Genomic DNA, 18,654 nt, shown 5'->3' on the forward strand with positions numbered 1-18,654 from the left:
AGAAAAAGTCAGCCGACCAGGCTGACTTTAATGCCTGAGCCTGAAAGCTCCCGCTGATATTCTTCTGCTAACATCTCATCCGTAATCACGCGACTGAACGCGCTCACCGGCCCCAGCGAATTAAGGTTGATTTGGCCGAATTTTGACGAATCCGTCAGCACGATATTCTCCGCACCTTTCGCGACCACCGCATTGACGATATCTGCCCGCAGCATATCCCGGCCTGTGAATCCGGTAGAAACGGTAAAGCCGTCGACGCCCATAAAGGCTTTGCTGAAGTTCATCTGTTGCAAACACATTTTAGTCAGCGGCCCGACCACGGTCTGGCTGGTTTTCTGGTACATTCCGCCGAGTAAGACCACCTCGCACGGCATACTTTTCAGTAATGACGCCACGTAGCTGCTGACGGTGATCACCGTCAGGTTCTTCTTATCAGAAAGATATTGTGCCAGCAGGGCAATGCTGCTGCCGCTTTCGAAAAAGACTGTTTCGCTGTCACGGATAAGCGACGCTGCGAATTTCGCCAGTTTCTGTTTCTGCGCGAAGTTCGACAACATGCGCGTATCCACATCGTCGGTCTGAATGGCAACGGCAAAACCGTGCGCACGGCGCAGATAATGACGCTGTTCCAGCTGGGTGAGATCGTGACGGATCGTCACTTCCGATACCTGACAAATTTCCGACAGCTCACTGACGCTGATCCGTTGTTTATCGTTCACCCATTGCAAAATAAGTTGCTGTCTGTCGTTCATAATTGCCCGAAAATACGGACGGCCGCAGCCGCCCCGGTAAAGTTAAAATCTGATCTGAACATTAAAGCGTATGTTCAGTGCGGGCGATAATATCATCCTGAGCCTCAGGGGATAAAGCCGTAAAGAACGCAGAGTAACCGGCCACGCGCACCACCAGATCGCGGTAGTTTTGCGGCTCTTCCCGCGCGTTGAGCAACGTCTCGCGGGAAACGATATTGTACTGAACGTGCCAGCCACGATGCTCCTCAAAGAATGTCCGCAACATCAGCATCAGCGTCTGACGGTCCGTTTCATTTTCCAGCGATGCCGGATTGAGTTTCTGATTCAGCAGCACGCCCCCGAGTATCGCTTCCGTCGGGAGCTTACCCAGAGAGTTAAACACTGCCGTCGGCCCCAGATGATCGGTGCCGGACGCCGGGCTGGCGCCTTCTGCCAGCGGAGTGTACGCTTTTCTGCCGTCCGGCGTGGCCGTTGTGCCCGCCCCAAACGGCACGTTGGCGGAAATCGATGACGTGCCCGCATAATAGGTGCCGCCAATCGGGCCGCGTCCGAAACGGGTGTTGTGATAATTGGCCAACTCGTCGATATAACACTGATAGGCGCGCACCAGCAGTTGATCGACATCGTCATGATCGTTGCCGTATTTTTCTGCACCGTTAATCAAACGCTGACGCAGACGTTCTCCGTCCAGCCCCGCGTAATCAGACGCCAGTGCATCTGCCAGTTCCTTCTGACCAATCGTACCCTGGTCGAATACCAGTTTTTTGACCGCCGCCAGACTGTTGCCCAGATTGGCGATCCCGACCTGCAAACCTGACACCCAGTCGTACTTCGCACCCCCTTGCTTGATGGTTTTACCGCGCTCGATACAATCATCCACCAGCGCCGAACACAGAATATCCTGCGCGTTTTCCTCCAGCACCGTATCGACCACGCACTCAATTTCGATAGATTTCCGCGTGTAATAGCGGATTTGATCATCCCACTGTGCGAAGACCTGTTCGAAATTCTCGAAATTATTCTGCGATAAACCGCGCCCTTGGGGCAGGAAACAGGTGCGACTTTTCGCATCCTGACCCTGTTCCAGGGCCGCCAGCATCACTCGGGCGAAGTTGATGAAACTCATGCCGGTGCAGCGGTAACCCCATTTGCCACCGACTGCCGTTTCGATACAACCGATGGCGGCGTAATCGTAGGCATCTTCTTTTTCGACACCCAGTTTGATGAACTCAGGAATGACGATTTCATCGTTGTTGAACGCAGGCATCCCGAAACCACAGCGGATCACCTGCACACAGGCGTCGAGGAAATCGGCGCTCATTCCTGCGTGATAACGCACGCTCAGATTCGGTTGGGTGGAACGCAGCTGCCCGCAGGATTCCAGCACCGCGTAAGAAAGTGGATTCACTGCATCTGCCGCCACGCCGTGATGCAGAATCTGGCCGCCGATGGTGACATTCTGATACAGCGGGCTGCCCGCCGATGCTTTCGAATGCGTGCCGGAGCGGATCTTGTTCACCTCCAGCAATTTTAGCCAACAGCTTTGCAGCAGCTCGATCGCCTGACAACGTTCAAGCGTTTGCTCAAGCTCGACGTCGCGGCGGTAGAACGGATACAAATATTGGTCCATACGCCCGAAGGAAACGGAGTGGCCGTTGGACTCGATCTGCAAAATCAGCTGGATGAAGTAGCACAGTTGTAACGCCTGCCAGAAATTCTTCGGCGGCTGATGGGCGATGATGTCGCAGTTGGCGGCAATAGTCAGCAGTTCGGCGCGACGGCTTTCCCGCGTTTCCGTTTCCGCCATGTCCCGCGCCAGCGCGGCAAAGCGTGCAATGTGGTCGCTCACCGCCGCCAGCGTGATATCAATGGCTTTCAGCAATTGCTCTTTGTGCAAGTCCTCCCAGTCGGTCAGGTTAATACGGCTGCGACGCTCATCGACTTTGTGGCGCAATCCCTCCAGCCCCAGTTCCAGCAGCAGGGGGAAATTCACTGCCAGATGGGCGTCGCCGGAGGTCATATTGCCTTCGGCTTTGACGATGCCGCTGTCGAGCAGCGCTTTCTGTTCGTCGGTAAACATCCCATAGCAGCGGTCCTGCACCGTCTGGCCGCGCCACCATGGGCAGATGTCGTGCAGAATTTTTTTATTAGCTTCGCTGACCGCAAAACCCGCGCCCGGACGGTCGGCCAGCGCATCGATTTCGCTCTCGATCCAGCCGACGGTGTATTCAGGGAAAATCGGCGCGGCGCGCACTTCGCTGGCCTGATTGCCGACAATCAGCTCGTCGTGTTTGATCCAGATAGTGCGCTGGCGCAGATGTTCGGCCAGCGCCAGGGCGCGGCGTACTGCCAGCGGTTTATCGGCATGTTGCTGATAAACCTGCGTGTAATGCAGTGCGCGTTCGGTACACACCGGCGGTTTGACGATGTGGATCAGCGCTTCTTTGTGCGCGCGGATACGGCTGGCAAGGGTATTCAGATTCAGCTGGGTCATTATTTTTATCCTCTTAACTGTACACAAAGCCCTTTTCCGGCGGCGTATTCCTGGGCGAACGTCAACAGATCGGGGTCATTTAACGGCTGGCGTGGCGCCAGATAAGGTTGTCCGAGCAGGACATATTTGTTAATGCCGAGGGTGTGATAGGGCAAAAAGTGAATCGCTTCGCAGCCCGTTTCGTCAGCGGCGAAATCAACTATCTGGCGGACTGATGCCCGGTCGGCGTTGAAATCAGGGATCAGCGGGACGCGGACGACGATCTTTTGCCCGGCTGCAGCCAGCCGACGAAAATTATCCAGCACCCGTTTCGCCGACCCGCCGGTCAGGCGGTTGAACGGCGCATCGTCGACATGTTTTAAATCCGCCAGCAGCAAATCCAGCGCACCGAGCGAAGGCTCAATGTACTTCCACGGCACATGCAGACAGCTTTCCACCGCCGTGTGCAAACCTTCCTGACGACAGCGTTGCAGCAGCGTCAGCGCCGTTTGTGGCTGCATAAAAGGCTCACCGCCGGAGAGCGTTACGCCACCGCCGGTGCGTTGATAAAACGGCTTGTCGCGCAGGATTTGCTTCATCAGGGCATCGATATCGGTTTCTTCACCGCACGCGCTCAGCGCACCGGCCGGGCAAACCTGTTCCAGCTGGCATAAATCACTGACCAGAAAGTGTTCACGATGGATCTGAATGCCTCCGTCTGCCAACGTCACTGCGTGGGGAAACGCCTGCGCACAGTGCTGGCAACCGGCGCTGCAAAGGCGGGAATCGAACAGCACATCGGGTCTGGCCGAGCGGCTTTCAGGGTTCTGACACCACGTACAGCTCAGTGAACAGCCTTTGAGAAACACCACCGTGCGGATCCCCGGACCATCATGGGTGGAATAACGCTGCACGTTGAAAATCATACCGACACTCCCGTTGCTAATCTATTCATTCACAATCTATTTACTTTCATTCGAAAGTGATTTGACAGTGATCAACAAACCCTGCGCTTGCTGGCGTACAATCTGTGAACTTTGCATTCGCTCACAGGTTTCAAGGAGAGAGTTATGGAGTTGTATCTCGATACTGCCGATGTCATTGCGGTTAAACGTCTTTCACGCATTTTGCCGTTGCAGGGTGTGACCACCAATCCGAGCATCGTGGCGAAAGAAGGGAAATCGCTGTGGGATGTGTTGCCTGCGCTGCGTGATGCCCTTGGCGGCACCGGAAAATTATTTGCTCAGGTGATGGCATCCGACGCCGAACAGATGGTTGCTGAAGCGCTGTTGTTGTCGCAGCGGGTTTCTGGTCTGGTGGTAAAAATTCCGGTGACCAGCGAAGGTTTGGCGGCGATTAAAAAGCTGAAAGGCATGAATATTCCGACCCTCGGCACCGCGGTTTATGGCGCAGGTCAGGGTTTATTATCGGCGCTGGCCGGTGCGGAATATGTTGCACCATACGTTAACCGTCTGGACGCGCAGGGCGGCGACGGCATTGCGATGGTGAAGGAATTACAGACGCTGCTCAGCCTGCACGCGCCGCAGTCAAAAGTGCTGGCGGCGAGTTTCAGAACGCCACGTCAGGCGATCGATTGTCTGCTGGCAGGCTGCCAGTCGATCACCTTGCCGGTAGAGATTGCTGAACAGCTGCTTAACACGCCCGCCGTGCAGTCTGCGGTAGAGAAGTTCGATGCCGACTGGCGTCAGGCATTCGGCACGACCACGCTCAGCTGATCTTTCTTCGCTTCCCTTTTACATTTACCTCCACCCGCACAGGCGACTGTTGCGGGTTTTTTGTTTCTGAGGGTTAAGAATTTTCGTACTAATAATCCTAAAATGTGATTTCGCGCCGAAATTAATTATTGACGCGATAAATTAATAAAACTCCTGATCTAAAAAATAGAAACATCGTTTCATTTTATGATTGGCGTCACTTTTATAAGCCTGAGGAATGGATAACGTAGCGGCATTCGGTAACACGTTACTTTTACATCAGGTGGAAAATATGCACATTAAACGAGCGATAGAAAAAATCCCTGGCGGGATGATGTTAGTTCCTCTCTTCATCGGTGCGCTGTGCCATACGTTTGCCCCGGACTCAGGTAAATATTTCGGTTCATTCACTAACGGTCTGATCACCGGCACCGTGCCGATTCTGGCGGTATGGTTCTTCTGCATGGGTGCGTCGATCAAACTGAGCGCGACCGGGACGGTGCTGCGTAAATCCGGCACGCTGGTGGTGACCAAAATTGCCGTGGCGTGGATTGTGGCGGCGGTGGCATCGCGCTTCATGCCGGAAAACGGCGTCGAGTTCGGCTTCTTTGCCGGGCTGTCAGTTCTGGCGCTGGTCGCGTCGATGGACATGACTAACGGCGGGCTGTACGCCTCGGTGATGCAACAATATGGCACCAAAGAAGAGGCGGGCGCTTTCGTGCTGATGTCTCTGGAATCCGGCCCGCTGATGACCATGATTATCCTCGGCACCGCCGGTATTGCCTCTTTCGAACCGCACGTTTTCGTCGGCGCGGTGCTGCCGTTCCTGATCGGTTTTGGCTTAGGGAATCTGGATCCTGAACTGCGTGAATTCTTCAGCAAAGCGGTACAAACGCTGATCCCGTTCTTCGCCTTTGCGCTCGGCAACACCATCAACCTGACGGTTATCGCACAAACCGGCCTGCTGGGTGTGTTGCTGGGCGTTTCAGTGATTATCCTGACCGGTATTCCGTTAATTCTGGCCGATAAATTCATCGGCGGCGGTGACGGTACGGCGGGTATTGCGGCTTCAAGCTCTGCGGGCGCTGCGGTCGCTACTCCGGTACTGATCGCCGAGATGGTGCCACAGTTTAAAGCGGTGGCTCCGGCAGCGACGGCACTGGTCGCCACATCGGTTATCGTCACCTCGATATTAGTTCCGATACTGACTGCGATGTGGTCACGGAGAGTGAAAAACAAGGCAATCAAAGGGAAAGTCGCGATGGATGTGGTGGCGAATATTAAATGATTGTTTTACAGGGGCTGCTGCGCATTACCTTCACGCAGTGCCGCAGCCCCTGGTCTTAAGGCCGCTGCGCTCAGCAAGATTTTTGGTCGCGCTGTATCACCTTTCTAAAGAAAAAAGCCGCCGATGCCCAGTCCGCATCACAACCCCGGAGCCTTCCACATAGACGTCGTCAGATGCCTGTCCACCAGCCCCAGCTGGTCAGCATACACCGCCTGCCAGTTAGCCTTCTGCGCAAGATACAGTTCATGGTTTGCCGCCACAGGCTGATACTCCCGCTCCCAGCGCACCAGTGCTTCACCCGTTTCGGCGAGTGACGAATACACGCCCGCTGCGACTCCCGCCGCAATCGCGCAGCCTAACGCCGTGGCTTCTTTCACTACCGGCACGTTGACCGGCACGCCGGTGACGTCACTCAAAATCTGACACCACAACTTGCCTTTCGAACCCCCGCCGGAGAACACCAGCGATTTGGCGCGAATGCCGGAGAAGCTGGCGATCATGTCCAGATTGCAGGCCGAAACGATGGCGGCGTTTTCTTCCAGCGCGCGGAACAGCGTCGGTTTGTTGCATTTTTCAGGGTCGATGGAGAGATTGATGAATGACGGTGCGGCGTGATACCAGTTTTTGAAATGCATGGCGTCGGAGAACACTGGCGTAACGCCCCAGGAACCGACCGGTACGCGCGCGGCCATGTCTTCCAGCAGGCTGTAGGTATCGACGCCAAGTCGCTGAGCGAGGGTTTTCTCCTCGGTGCAGAACGCATCGCGGAACCAGCGCATGGTCAGGCCGGTGAAGAAACTAATGGATTCTGCCTGCGCCATACCGGGGATGACGTGCGGATTGACGCGGATATTCATTTCAGGGTCAGTGATCGGCGCGGGCAGATTGACGATCTGCTGCCAGAAAGTGCCGCCGAGCACCGCCGTCTGTCCGGGGCGTACCAGCCCGAGGCCGAGCGTGCCGAGCTGGGCATCGCCGCCGCCCATGCCGACCGGCGTGCCGGCCCGCAGCCCGCAGCCCTCCGCCGCGCTGGCGGTGACGTATCCGAGACGCGTCCCGGTTTCTGCCACCGGCGAAAGCATGTCGGCGCGCAGACCGGCCATGTCCAGCAGCTCTGGCCGCCAGTTGCGCGTGGCCAAATCCAGCATGCCGGTGGTGCCCGCATTGGAAGGATCCACGGCCAGCTCGCCGCTGAGCTTATAGGCCAGCCAGTCACTGATCATCGTGACCGTCGCCGCCTGGCGGTAAATATCCGGGCGATGGTGCGCCAGCCACAGCAGGCGAGGCATGGCGCTCAGCGCCAGCGTCTGCCCTGAGCATTCATACACTTCGCGCTCAAACTGAAAATCATGGATTTCTTTCAGTTCAGAAACTTCACGGCTGGCGCGGGCATCGACGTTGGCGCAGGCCCAGATCGGTTCACCGGATTTGTCATAAAGGACGATGCCTTCGCGCATGGAACAGGCGGCCACGGCGCGGATGGCGGAGGCGGGGAGGTGCGCTTCGTGCAGCGCCTGGCGGATGCACTGACAGGCCAGCTGCCAGTTTTTTTGCAGATCGAATTCCATCGAGCCGGGCACATCCGGCACGGCCAGATGGATCCACTCGGCCTGTCCGGCGGCGATTTGCTCGCCTTCGAGATTGAAAATCACCGCGCGGACGCTGCCGGTGCCGGCGTCCAGCGCCATTAAATAGCTACGATCGTCGTCAGAGTTCAGGGTTGAGGTCATCGCCAGTTTCTCTCGTGCCGGTTTATCGGGCACCTGTTACCTGACCGCCACACCCCATAAACCCTGCGGGTCAGCCGAGCAGCGCCAGCATGGCTCTTGCTGTGCTCTCTTCAGTAACCAGTGCGTTAATGCGTTTACCTTTCAGCGCCGCGACAATCGCCTCGGCTTTTTCGACGCCGCCCGCCACGCCGAGTACGGTCGGGATACTGGCCAGTTCATCGGGCGCGACGGCGATGAGCTCATCGTGGATCGCCATATTTTCCGCCAGCTCGCCATTGCGCTGCATAAAGAATCCAAGAATGTCGCCGACCGCGCCCTTGCGGCCAAAGAGCAGTTGCTCACCTTCGCTGATGTAACCGGAGCGTAAAATCGTTGCTTCCTGTTTCTGATTCAGCGAACCGATGCCGACCACTGCGATATCGGCGGCGCAGGCCGCGAGCATCACGTCGTGGACGTTACGCTCTTGTCGAAAAATCGCCGCGACGCTGGCCGAAGACGCACGCAACGGTGCCGGAATAATGCTCACACCACAGGCCGCGTCGAGCTGGCCGATGCCGGTCATGTAAGGCCCGACGCCGCCGGACAACGTGACCATGCGGATCTGCTGTGAAGAGATAAAACCGCTCAGGTGTTGAAGCGTACTCATCGCTGTTTCACCAAAACCTACCGCCAGCAGCTGTTCCGGTTTGAGCAACGTCATCAGCATATGCGCCGCGCCAACGCCCAGACGTGCGCTCAGCGAACCGTCGGCCAGCTGCGGCAGCACGCGGATCTGCTGTAAACCAAAACGTTCCAGCAGGGTGTTTTCCAGCGACAAACATCCCTCAAAACGCGAGTTGATTTGCACGCGGATCACGCCCGACTGACGGCCTTTCTCCAGCAGGCGCGATACTTTCAGCCGCGTCAGCCCGAGCCGTTCACCAATCTCATTCTGGGTCAGGCCGTCGTGGTAATAGAACCACGCGGTGCGCGCCAGCAGTTCCTCTTCACCCATGCTGAATTCCAGATGGTTAGTCAAATCGGACAGGTTCGTTTTCTTGCCATTCTCAGAAGTCATAGTGAACACTTATCAAAATGTAGATCAATTGTTCGTTAACAAAATGTTGTTAACTGTGATGTGTCTGGCAAATCCTGAATGATTGCCGCCTGAATCATATCGCAGAGTATATGAGTTGAACAAACTGTGATCGATGCAAAAGTTTTCCTGCCCGCCGCAGACTAGGTTTATGAACATTGTTAAACAATAAATACATTTGTTCATTTAATGTATCCGGTCTGAGGGTGATGTATGCAGCAGCCAGAACAGGTCTTAGCCTCAACCACGTTGCTGTTACAGGTCAGCGGCCTCAGCAAAAGCTTTTCCGGCGTGGCGGTACTGAAAGATATCGGTTTCAGTCTGCACGCCGGGGAAGTTCACGCGCTGTTGGGTGGGAACGGGGCAGGGAAATCCACGCTGATGAAAATCATCGCCGGTGTAGAAACCGCTGACTGCGGCGAAATGCAGCTCGGCGGTGCACCGCTGTCGGGGCTAACACCGGCGAAAGCGCATCAGGCGGGCATTTATCTGGTGCCGCAGGAGCCGATGCTGTTTCCGAGCCTGACCGTACGTGAAAATATCCTGTTCCGTTTACCCGCCCGTCAGGCCAGCGAGAAAAAACTGATCGAAACGCTGACCGGCCTGGGCTGCAATCTTCCGCTCGGCGCGCTGGCTGGAACGCTGGAGGTGGCTGATCAGCAGCTGGTGGAAATCCTGCGCGGTCTGATGCGCGACGCACGTTTGTTGATCCTTGATGAACCGACCGCCTCCCTGACGCCCGCCGAATCCGCCCGCCTGTTTACGCAGGTTCGTCATCTCACCGCGAAAGGCGTCGGCGTGGTGTTTATCTCCCACAAGCTGCCGGAAATCCGCGCGATTGCCGACCGGGTCAGCGTGATGCGCGACGGAAAAATTGCCCTCAGCGGCACGCTGGCTGAACTCGATAACGATGCGCTGATCCGCGCCATCACGCCGCATACGCAGGACTTGGCGCTGCCCGCCGAACAAAAGCTGTGGCTGGATTTGCCTGGTCAACGGCGCAATGTCAAAGGGCGCGAACCGGTCTTGCAGGTAGAAAATCTCACCGGAGAAGGCTTCATCGATATTTCGTTTAGCGCCCGCGCCGGGGAAATCGTCGGGCTGGCAGGCGTTGTCGGGGCAGGTCGAACCGAACTGGCAGAAACGCTGTACGGCCTGCGCGAGGCAAAAAGCGGTCAGGTGCGTCTGATGCAGCAGGACATCAGTGGGCTGAATACGTTGCAACGCCTGCAAAAGGGGCTGGTGTATCTGCCGGAGGACCGGCAGGCATCCGGCTTGTATCTCGATGCACCGCTAAGCTGGAATACCACCTCGCTGACCTTTAACCGTCAGAGCTGGTGGCTCAACCTCAAACGCGAAGCGGCGGTGCTCGAACGTTATCACCGCGCGCTGGGGATTAAGTACCGCGACGGTTCACAAACCGCCCGCACGCTGTCCGGCGGCAATCAGCAGAAGCTGTTGATCGCCAAATGCCTGGAAGCGCAGCCTGCGGTGCTGATCGTCGATGAGCCGACGCGCGGCGTGGACGTCTCAGCCCGCGCCGATATCTATCAGCTGCTGCGCAACGTGGTTGAACAGAACGTCGCGGTGATCCTGATTTCTTCCGATCTGGATGAAATTGAGGCGCTGGCCGATCGCGTATTCGTCATGCATCAGGGCGAAATGAGCGGCGAATTGCAGGGCAGCGAGATAAACGTCAACAACATTATGCACATCGCTTTTGGTAACCATCCCCAGACTGCCGCCACCGGAGGATCCTCATGCTAAAGCGGATACAAAACAACCGTGAACTGACCGCGCTGATGGCCATTATCGCGCTGTTTGCGTTGCTCGGCGTGATGGACCGGCAGTCGTTCAGCTTCCAGACGCTGAGCATGATTTTCGGCAGCGCGCAGATCCTGATGCTGCTGGCGATGGGCGCGACGCTGGTCATGTTGACCCGCAATATTGACGTATCAGTAGGCTCGATCACCGGCTTGTGCGCTGTCACGCTTGGCGTGTTGCTTAACGGCGGTATGAATCTGGCGCTGGCCTGCGTCATCACGCTGGGGACCGGGCTGCTGGCCGGATTGTTCAACGGCGTACTGGTCGCGTGGTTACGCATTCCGGCGATAGTCGCGACGCTCGGTACGCTCGGGTTATATCGCGGGCTGATGCTGCTGATGACCGGCGGCAAATGGATTGAAGGTTTACCGGCGGGGCTGAAATCGTTGTCCGAGCCGGTATTCCTCGGCATTTCTGCGCTGGGCTGGGGAGTTATCGTACTGCTGGGCGCGATGTTGTGGATGCTCAGCCGCACCGCGTTTGGCCGCAGTTTCTACGCCGTCGGCGACAACTTACAGGGCGCGCGGCAGCTTGGCGTGGCGGTTAACCGCGTGCGCATTCTGGCATTTGGCATTAACGGCATGATGGCGGCGATCGCCGGTATCGTCTTCGCCGCGCAAATCGGCTTTGTGCCCAATCAGACCGGCAGCGGGCTGGAAATGAAAGCCATCGCCGCCTGCGTGCTGGGCGGGATCAGCCTGCTCGGCGGCACCGGTTCGATTCTCGGTGCGGTGCTCGGCGCGTATTTCCTCACCCAAATCGACAGCGTGCTGGTGCTGCTCAGGCTGCCCGCCTGGTGGAACGATTTTATCGCCGGACTGGTGTTGCTGGCGGTGCTGGTATTCGACGGCAGGTTGCGGCAGGCGTTACAGAAAAACCTGCGCCGCCAGAAATACGCCCGCTTCCTCTCTGCCAGTCAGCCCGAACAGAAAAAGCCTGCTGAGCGTAAACCCGGTCAGCAAAAGCATCTCACACGCCGGTTAAGCACCGGCAAAAAAGGCGGGGTGGCGTGATGAAAATTCTTCAACAGTATGGCTGGGAGGCGGCGCTGCTGGCGTTGCTGATACTGGAGATTCTGCTGTTTGGCTTCGTAAATCCAAGAATGCTCGATGCCAATACGCTGCTGTTCAGCACCAGTGATTTCATCACTATCGGCATTGTGGCACTGCCGCTGACGCTGGTGATTGTCAGCGGTGGGATCGACATTTCCTTCGGCTCAACCATCGGCCTGTGCGCCATAGCACTCGGCGTCTTGTGTCAGGCCGGTGTGCCGCTGGCGCTGGCGATAGCTCTCACGCTGGCACTCGGCGCCGCCTGCGGTTTACTCAACGCGGCGCTGATCCTCTATACCGGCGTCAATCCGCTGGTGATAACGCTCGGCACGCTGTACCTGTTCGGTGGCAGCGCCTTGCTGCTCTCCGGGCTGGCGGGCGCGACCGGCTTTGAAGGCATCGGTAATTTCCCGGATGCCTTCACCAATTTTGCCAATCAGGTGGTGCTCGGCCTGCCGATGCCGCTGTTGATTTTCCTCGCCGCCACGCTGTTTTTCTGGCTGCTGATGCACCGCAGTCGCACCGGGCGCAACGTGTTTCTCATCGGCCAGAACGCCCGTGTGGCGCGCTACGGTGCGCTGCCGGTCAGCCGGACAGTCTTTGCGTTGTACGGCATGACCGGGCTGGCGTCGGCGGTAGCGGCAATCCTGATGACCTCTTATTTCGGCTCGGCGCGTTCCGATCTCGGCAATGCGCTGCTGATGCCTGCGATCACTGCCGTGGTGCTCGGTGGCGCGAATATCTACGGCGGTTCGGGTTCCATTCTCGGCACGGCGCTGGCGACGCTGCTGATCGGCTACTTACAACAGGGCCTGCAGATGGTCGGCGTTTCCAGTCAGGTTTCCAGCGCGCTGTCCGGTGCGCTGCTGATTCTGGTGGTAATTGGCCGCTCTGCCAGCCTTAACCGGGGTCTTATCCGCAGTGTTTTCCAGCGTTACCGCCAGCGCTGGTCTGCGTCTTCTCCTTCTTTATTATCCAAATGAACCGGGGTGCAAGATGAAAACGAAAATGCTGAAAACCATGCTGATCGCCAGTGCCGTCAGCCTCGCCTGCCTGAGTGCGCAGGCTGCTGAACGCATCGCCTTTATTCCAAAACTGGTCGGCGTCGGATACTTCACCAGCGGCGGCAACGGGGCGACGGCGGCGGGCAAAGCGTTGGGCGTCGATGTTACCTACGACGGCCCGACCGAACCGAGCGTGTCCGGTCAGGTGCAGATGATCAATAACTTCGTCAATCAGGGCTACAACGCGATTGTCGTTGCAGCCGTTTCACCGGACGGCCTTTGTCCGGCACTGAAACGGGCCATGCAGCGCGGCGTGAAAGTGCTGACCTGGGATTCCGATACCAAGCCGGAGTGCCGCTCGATTTACATCAATCAGGGCACGCCGCAGCAGCTCGGCTCGATGCTGGTGGATATGACCGCCAGTCAGGTTAAAAAAGAGAAAGCCAAAGTCGCATTCTTCTATTCCAGCCCGACAGTGACGGATCAGAACCAGTGGGTAAAAGAGGCGAAATCTAAAATCGCCAAAGAGCATCCGGGATGGGAAATTGTGACCACGCAGTACGGCTATAACGACGCCACCAAATCCCTGCAAACCGCCGAAGGGATCCTGAAATCTTATGGCGACCTGGATGCGATTATCGCGCCGGACGCCAACGCTTTACCGGCAGCGGCGCAGGCGGCGGAAAACCTCAAACGTAAAGACGTGACCATTGTCGGCTTCAGCACGCCAAACGTGATGCGGCCTTACGTCGAGCGCGGCACGGTCAAACAGTTCGGCCTGTGGGACGTCGTCAGTCAGGGCAAGATTTCGGTATATGTCGCCGATCAGTTATTGAAAAAAGGTGACCTGAACGTGGGTGACAAACTGGATGTGCCGGACGTCGGGACGGTTGAAGTGGTACCGAACAGCATGCAGGGCTACCAGTACGAGGCCAAAGGTAACGGCATTGTTCTGCTGCCGGAACGCGTGGTCTTCACCAAAGACAACATCGGTAAATACGATTTCTGACGATAACGGTTTTCGATAAAGGAGACACAAAATGGCAGATTTGGACGATATCAGAGATGGCAAGAATTTCGGCATCGGCACGCCGCAGGAGAACCGGGCCTTTTTCCTCAAGGGCAGCGGCCAGCTGGACTGGGGGATGCAATCGCGTCTGGCAAGGATCTTCAATCCGGAGTCAGGCCGTACGGTGATGCTGGCCTTCGATCACGGCTATTTTCAGGGGCCGACCACCGGCCTTGAGCGCATCGACATCAATATTGCGCCGCTGTTTGCCCACACCGACGTGCTGATGTGTACCCGTGGCGTGCTGCGCAGCGTGGTGCCCGCGGCGGTCAATAAGCCGGTGGTGATGCGTGCCTCAGGCGGCAACTCAATCCTGACTGAGCTTTCCAATGAAACGGTGGCGGTCGCCATTGAAGACGCGCTGCGTCTGAACGTCGCGGCAATGGCGGCGCAGGTGTATATCGGCAGCGAATACGAACACCAGTCGATTAAAAACATTATTCAGCTGGTCGATCAGGGGATGCGCTACGGCATGCCGACCATGGCGGTGACGGGCGTCGGCAAAGACATGGCGCGCGATCAACGGTATTTCTCACTGGCCACGCGCATCGCCGCCGAGATGGGGGCGAACATCATCAAAACGTATTTTGTGGATGAAGGTTTCGAACGCATCGCCGCCGGCTGTCCGGTGCCGATCGTTATCGCCGGGGGCAAAAAACTGCCCGAACGCGAGGCGCTGGAAATGTGTTTTAAAGCGCTCGATCAGGGCGCATCGGGCGTCGATATGGGACGCAACATCTTCCAGTCGGAGTCGCCGGTCGCGATGCTCCATGCGGTTAAAGCCGTGGTGCATGAAAATGCCAGCGTGGCGCATGCCTACGAACTGTTTCTGAGCGAGAAGGGGTAAATCATGGAAGTGACACTGGTTGAAATTAATGTCCAGCCGGACAAAATTGACGCGTTTCTGGAAGTCTTTCACGCGAATCATCTCGGCGCGGTTCAGGAACCCGGAAATCTGAGGTTCGACGTGTTGCAGGATGCAGACGTGGCAACGCGGTTTTTTATCTATGAAGCCTATGTGGATGAGGCTGCGGTACTGGCGCACAAAAAAACGCCGCACTATCTGGCGTGCGTGGAAGCGTTAGAAGGGATTATGTCGCAGGGGAGGAAGAAAACGGTGTTTAAAGGAATATATCCGTAAGCACGGAGTAACCCCTCAGTACTTTACGATAACCCTAAACCCCACTAACGCCATCCGTAATGCAAGGTACCCGTCTGACAGACCGGGTACCTGTACAACTCATGCAACGTCCATCTTCCGTTACATTCCTATTTCCAGGCTATCTTCCAGTTCCTTGATAAATATCTTTATTATCATTCATTTCTACACTAATCCCCGTATTCTGTGCGCGTATTTTCATCCTCAGTCTTTTCAGATGTGAGGCCAAAATAATCAGTTGATCACGTACGACAACTGGCGTACATTGGAGGGCGTGTGGGGTTTAAAGACATTAAGCGCAGGGTCATTGAGTGTTTACGGGCGGGGGATATTGAGTTTGCTGTCCGGCGCGATGTGGACCTTAAGAATTTATTAAGTACCGGTGATGTGTCTGTGCCGGAGGTCATCAATGTGATTATGCGGGCAGGTGGGGCCGATCACCGGATGAGCCCTCATCATTATGACAGCAGTGTTGATGTACACATTATTACAGTGACCTGCGCAGGCTTACATTGGTATATCAAATGGTATTTCGATGAACCGGCCAGCGTATTTATCAGCGTTCATCATTAAAGGGAAATTATGAAAATCTACAAAGTGGGTGATGAGAAACGGGCGGCGTGCGAGGTGTGTCAGTCTTTTCAGACGGTCAGCTTCCAGCTGCGCGATGTGCCTTTCAGCGATGGTAGCGGGCTGGTGAAGAACGTGGTGGTGGGGGTTTGTAAAACCTGCGACAGCGTGGCATTGCTGCCGTTCCAGTCGGTTCCTGCGGTGAAGAAGCAGCTGGAAACACAACGTAAGGCCGTGGAAAGCCGCGTGCCTGCGCATATGATCGATATCCTCAACCTGGCAAGCGCCAAACTGGGTGCGACGCCGGAATTTATTCCGCTGCTGATGAAATATTATATCCATATGTTGGCGACCCATCCGGTGGCCGCCGTGCAACTGGTGCAGCTTCTCACTTCTGAGCTGGCAACCGGTCTGGCGAATAAACGCCTCTCGCTGAAAGGGCGTGAAATCCACAATGATATTAACGAGCTGAAATCCCTTTCTCAGATTTCCAACACCACGGAACTGCTCAAGGGCGTGGTGCTGGCCATTAACAACGATGTCCTCATCAACCCCGACAAACAGCGTATCGCGCACCTGAAAAGCCTCGTCGCGACGGTGGCGTAAGGCTTACAACACTTTCTCTAAAAACGCCTTCGTCCTTGCATGAACCGGCCGGTCGAGAACCTGTGAAGCGTCGCCGCTTTCAACGACGCGCCCGTCAACCATAAAGACCACCTGATCCGCCACCTGCCGCGCGAAGCCTATCTCATGCGTGACCACCACCAGCGTCACGCCGGACTCCGCCAGTTTCCTGATAACGTCCAGTACTTCACCAACCAGTTCAGGATCCAGCGCCGAGGTCGGCTCATCAAACAACATCACTTTCGGGTTGAGCGCCAGCGCGCGGGCGATAGCGATGCGTTGCTGCTGACCGCCGGAAAGATGGCGTGGCCAGGCAAGTGCTTTTTCGCGCAGGCCAACGGTGTCGAGCAGTTCATAGGCACGGACGATGGCCTGTTTGCGACTGAGATAGCCGTGAACCACCGGCGCTTCGATGATGTTGTCCAGCACGGTCATGTGCGGGAACAGATTGAAATTCTGGAACACGTAGCCGACGTGTGTGCGCTGTTTGAGAATGGCGCGCTCTTTCAGCTCATACAGCGTGTCACCTTTACGGCGGTAACCAATGTAATCGCCGTCGATCTGGATAAACCCTTCGTCCACGCGTTCAAGATGATTGATGGTGCGCAGCAGGGTCGATTTACCGGAGCCTGACGGGCCGAGAATCACCGTCACCGTGCCAGGCTCGATGTTCAGGCTGACATTATCCAGCGCCTTATGCGCGCCATAATATTTGCTGAGATTGTTGATCTCGATGCGCCCGACGGTGGCGGTATGAGGTTTATGGGGGAACAGCTGCTTAACAGGAGTTTCCGCCGGGCGGTTAACGAACAGATCAAAGGCTTCGGACATGATGATTCTCCAGAAAGTGAGCCGTTATGAACGGGCCAGACGCCACTGACGCAGGCGCTGTAACGGCGTCGGCGCAACCTGACGCACGGTGCCGCGTGAGAAATAACGTTCGACGTAATATTGCAGTACCGACAGCACGGTAGTGATCAGCAGATACCAGACAGTCGCGACCATCAGCAACGGAATGACCTGCTGGGTGCGGTTGTAAATCACCTGCACGGTGTAAAACAGCTCTGGCATCGACAGCACATACACAATCGACGTGCCTTTCGCGAGGCTGATCACTTCATTAAAACCGGTCGGCAGAATCGAGCGCAACGCCTGCGGCAAAATGATGCGAAACGTGCGGCGATAGGCGGGTAAGCCCAGTGCAGCGGCGGCTTCATGCTGGCCGTGCTCGACACCTAAAATCCCCCCGCGAATGATTTCAGCGGTGTACGCGGATTGCACCAGAGAAAGGCCGAGCACTGCGACGGAAAACTGATCCAGCAAATCCACCGTTGGCGTACTGAAAAACGACAGAGAAGTAAACGGAATGCCGAGCGAGAGGTTGTCGTACAGATAGGAAAAGTTGTAAAGGATGATCAATACCAGCAGCAAGGGCAGCGAGCGGAACAGCCAGATGTAACCCCACGCCAGTGAATTCAGTAAGTAGGATTTCGACAGCCGGGCGAGCGCCAGTGCGGTGCCAAAGATAATACCAAACAGGGTGCCGAGCAGGGTGAGCAGAAGGGTTTTGCCAAGCCCTGACAAAATGACCGGATCAAAAAACCACTGGCGAAATACGCCCCATTCCCAGCGCGGGTTAGTGGCGATGGATTGCACAATCGCCAGCAGGATGAACACCGAAAATACCGCACCGGCCAGCCGCCACGGATAGCGTGCCGGCACCACTTTCAGCGGGGGATGAGTCACGGTCGGAGAAGTGTTTTCGCTCATAGGTTTTGCCTGTTATCTATTGTGCTTTGCACCTAGCTGACGGGAACGTCAGCGGTCAGCGCTTTTTTGAAGGGCAGACGCCCGTCGTACGGTTCTCTGGAATACACTTCCGGGTCGAGCCGCGTATCAAACTGCGGCTGATACCCGTGTGACAGATACAACCCGACCGCTTCCGGCTGGCGGAATCCGGTGGTCAGAAACACCTGACGGTAACCGTAGGCGGCGGCGCGGCGCTCCAGCTCGTGCAGGATCTTCTGCGCCAGCCCCTGACGGCGCAGCCTGCGATCCGTCCAGATGCGTTTGAATTCTGCGGTGTCTTCGTCGTAGCGTTTGTACGCGCCCATCGCGATGGGCGCTCCGTTTCTCAGCAGAACGATAAAAGTGCCGTCGGGCGCAGAAAAGACGCTGTCATCCTCCGGTGGCTGACTGGAAAAAAAGTCACCATAGCGTTCGCGGTATTCACCAAATAATCCTTCGATGACCGGCGCAATCAGCGGATCTTCCGGCACGGTTTGAATAAAAACGTCGTCGCTCATCTTTCAGTCTCCT

General features: G+C 56.5%; 18 protein-coding genes. 10 read left to right on the forward strand and 8 right to left on the reverse strand.

Annotated features, from left to right (window positions below; translation table 11 throughout):
• Window positions 1-8: 8 nt before the first annotated feature.
• The 3 genes from TU92_RS07215 to TU92_RS07225 all read right to left on the reverse strand — a co-directional run bounded on the left by TU92_RS07215 (window position 9) and on the right by TU92_RS07225 (window position 4,151).
• Entirely contained in the window at window positions 9-752 is a 744-nt protein-coding gene (locus TU92_RS07215) for a DeoR/GlpR family DNA-binding transcription regulator (RefSeq protein WP_112165703.1), read from the reverse strand.
• Window positions 753-813: 61 nt separating this feature from the next.
• On the reverse strand, window positions 814-3,246 hold the full coding sequence (locus TU92_RS07220; RefSeq protein WP_112165705.1) for a formate C-acetyltransferase/glycerol dehydratase family glycyl radical enzyme: 2,433 nt from the start codon (window positions 3,244-3,246) through the stop codon (window positions 814-816).
• Window positions 3,247-3,251: 5 nt separating this feature from the next.
• Window positions 3,252-4,151 (reverse strand): glycyl-radical enzyme activating protein, encoded by a 900-nt coding sequence (locus TU92_RS07225; RefSeq protein WP_112165707.1) that lies wholly within the window; start codon window positions 4,149-4,151, stop codon window positions 3,252-3,254.
• Between the two features lie 144 nt (window positions 4,152-4,295).
• Here TU92_RS07225 and fsa point away from each other — a divergent pair, with 144 nt between their 5' ends.
• Window positions 4,296-4,961, forward strand: coding sequence for a fructose-6-phosphate aldolase (gene fsa, locus TU92_RS07230; protein WP_112165709.1), 666 nt, complete (start codon window positions 4,296-4,298; stop codon window positions 4,959-4,961).
• 271 nt (window positions 4,962-5,232) lie between these two features.
• On the forward strand, window positions 5,233-6,228 hold the full coding sequence (kdgT, locus tag TU92_RS07235) for a 2-keto-3-deoxygluconate transporter (protein WP_112165778.1): 996 nt from the start codon (window positions 5,233-5,235) through the stop codon (window positions 6,226-6,228).
• A 137-nt stretch (window positions 6,229-6,365) separates the two neighbouring features.
• On the opposite strand, the gene lsrK is transcribed toward kdgT, so the two are convergent.
• Complete coding sequence (lsrK, locus tag TU92_RS07240; protein WP_167457471.1) at window positions 6,366-7,958, reverse strand: autoinducer-2 kinase; 1,593 nt, start codon at window positions 7,956-7,958, stop codon at window positions 6,366-6,368.
• 70 nt (window positions 7,959-8,028) lie between these two features.
• Window positions 8,029-9,015: a transcriptional regulator LsrR gene (gene lsrR, locus TU92_RS07245; RefSeq protein WP_112165711.1), complete on the reverse strand. Its 987-nt coding sequence runs from the start codon at window positions 9,013-9,015 to the stop codon at window positions 8,029-8,031.
• Window positions 9,016-9,246: 231 nt separating this feature from the next.
• Here lsrR and lsrA point away from each other — a divergent pair, with 231 nt between their 5' ends.
• The 8 genes from lsrA (at window position 9,247) to TU92_RS07285 (ending at window position 16,317) form a co-directional block, all read left to right on the forward strand.
• Window positions 9,247-10,800, forward strand: coding sequence for an autoinducer 2 ABC transporter ATP-binding protein LsrA (gene lsrA, locus TU92_RS07250; RefSeq protein WP_112165713.1), 1,554 nt, complete (start codon window positions 9,247-9,249; stop codon window positions 10,798-10,800).
• Complete coding sequence (gene lsrC / locus TU92_RS07255; protein ID WP_112165716.1) at window positions 10,794-11,870, forward strand: autoinducer 2 ABC transporter permease LsrC; 1,077 nt, start codon at window positions 10,794-10,796, stop codon at window positions 11,868-11,870. The genes lsrA and lsrC overlap by 7 nt, the downstream gene beginning before the upstream one ends.
• Window positions 11,870-12,892 (forward strand): autoinducer 2 ABC transporter permease LsrD, encoded by a 1,023-nt coding sequence (lsrD, locus tag TU92_RS07260; RefSeq protein WP_112165718.1) that lies wholly within the window; start codon window positions 11,870-11,872, stop codon window positions 12,890-12,892. The genes lsrC and lsrD overlap by 1 nt, the downstream gene beginning before the upstream one ends.
• A 13-nt stretch (window positions 12,893-12,905) precedes the next feature.
• A complete protein-coding gene (lsrB, locus tag TU92_RS07265) occupies window positions 12,906-13,922 on the forward strand; it encodes an autoinducer 2 ABC transporter substrate-binding protein LsrB (RefSeq protein WP_112165719.1) in 1,017 nt (338 codons plus the stop codon).
• A gap of 31 nt (window positions 13,923-13,953) precedes the next feature.
• Entirely contained in the window at window positions 13,954-14,829 is an 876-nt protein-coding gene (gene lsrF, locus TU92_RS07270) for a 3-hydroxy-5-phosphonooxypentane-2,4-dione thiolase (RefSeq protein ID WP_112165721.1), read from the forward strand.
• Window positions 14,830-14,832: 3 nt separating this feature from the next.
• On the forward strand, window positions 14,833-15,123 hold the full coding sequence (lsrG, locus tag TU92_RS07275; protein ID WP_112165723.1) for a (4S)-4-hydroxy-5-phosphonooxypentane-2,3-dione isomerase: 291 nt from the start codon (window positions 14,833-14,835) through the stop codon (window positions 15,121-15,123).
• A 294-nt stretch (window positions 15,124-15,417) separates the two neighbouring features.
• Complete coding sequence (locus TU92_RS07280; protein WP_112165725.1) at window positions 15,418-15,714, forward strand: hypothetical protein; 297 nt, start codon at window positions 15,418-15,420, stop codon at window positions 15,712-15,714.
• 9 nt (window positions 15,715-15,723) lie between these two features.
• Window positions 15,724-16,317, forward strand: coding sequence for a hypothetical protein (locus TU92_RS07285; protein ID WP_112165727.1), 594 nt, complete (start codon window positions 15,724-15,726; stop codon window positions 16,315-16,317).
• Window positions 16,318-16,320: 3 nt separating this feature from the next.
• On the opposite strand, the gene TU92_RS07290 is transcribed toward TU92_RS07285, so the two are convergent.
• From TU92_RS07290 to TU92_RS07300, 3 genes are read right to left on the reverse strand one after another with little or no spacing between them, the layout of a single operon-like run.
• Window positions 16,321-17,166, reverse strand: coding sequence for an amino acid ABC transporter ATP-binding protein (locus TU92_RS07290; protein ID WP_244207735.1), 846 nt, complete (start codon window positions 17,164-17,166; stop codon window positions 16,321-16,323).
• A gap of 24 nt (window positions 17,167-17,190) precedes the next feature.
• Window positions 17,191-18,105, reverse strand: coding sequence for an amino acid ABC transporter permease (locus TU92_RS07295; RefSeq protein ID WP_112165729.1), 915 nt, complete (start codon window positions 18,103-18,105; stop codon window positions 17,191-17,193).
• A gap of 32 nt (window positions 18,106-18,137) precedes the next feature.
• Window positions 18,138-18,641 carry a GNAT family N-acetyltransferase gene (locus tag TU92_RS07300; RefSeq protein WP_112165730.1) on the reverse strand — a complete coding sequence of 168 codons (504 nt, stop codon included), beginning with the start codon at window positions 18,639-18,641 and terminating at the stop codon, window positions 18,138-18,140.
• Window positions 18,642-18,654 lie beyond the last annotated feature (13 nt).

This window comes from Rahnella inusitata (assembly GCF_003263515.1).
GTDB lineage: Bacteria > Pseudomonadota > Gammaproteobacteria > Enterobacterales > Enterobacteriaceae > Rahnella > Rahnella inusitata.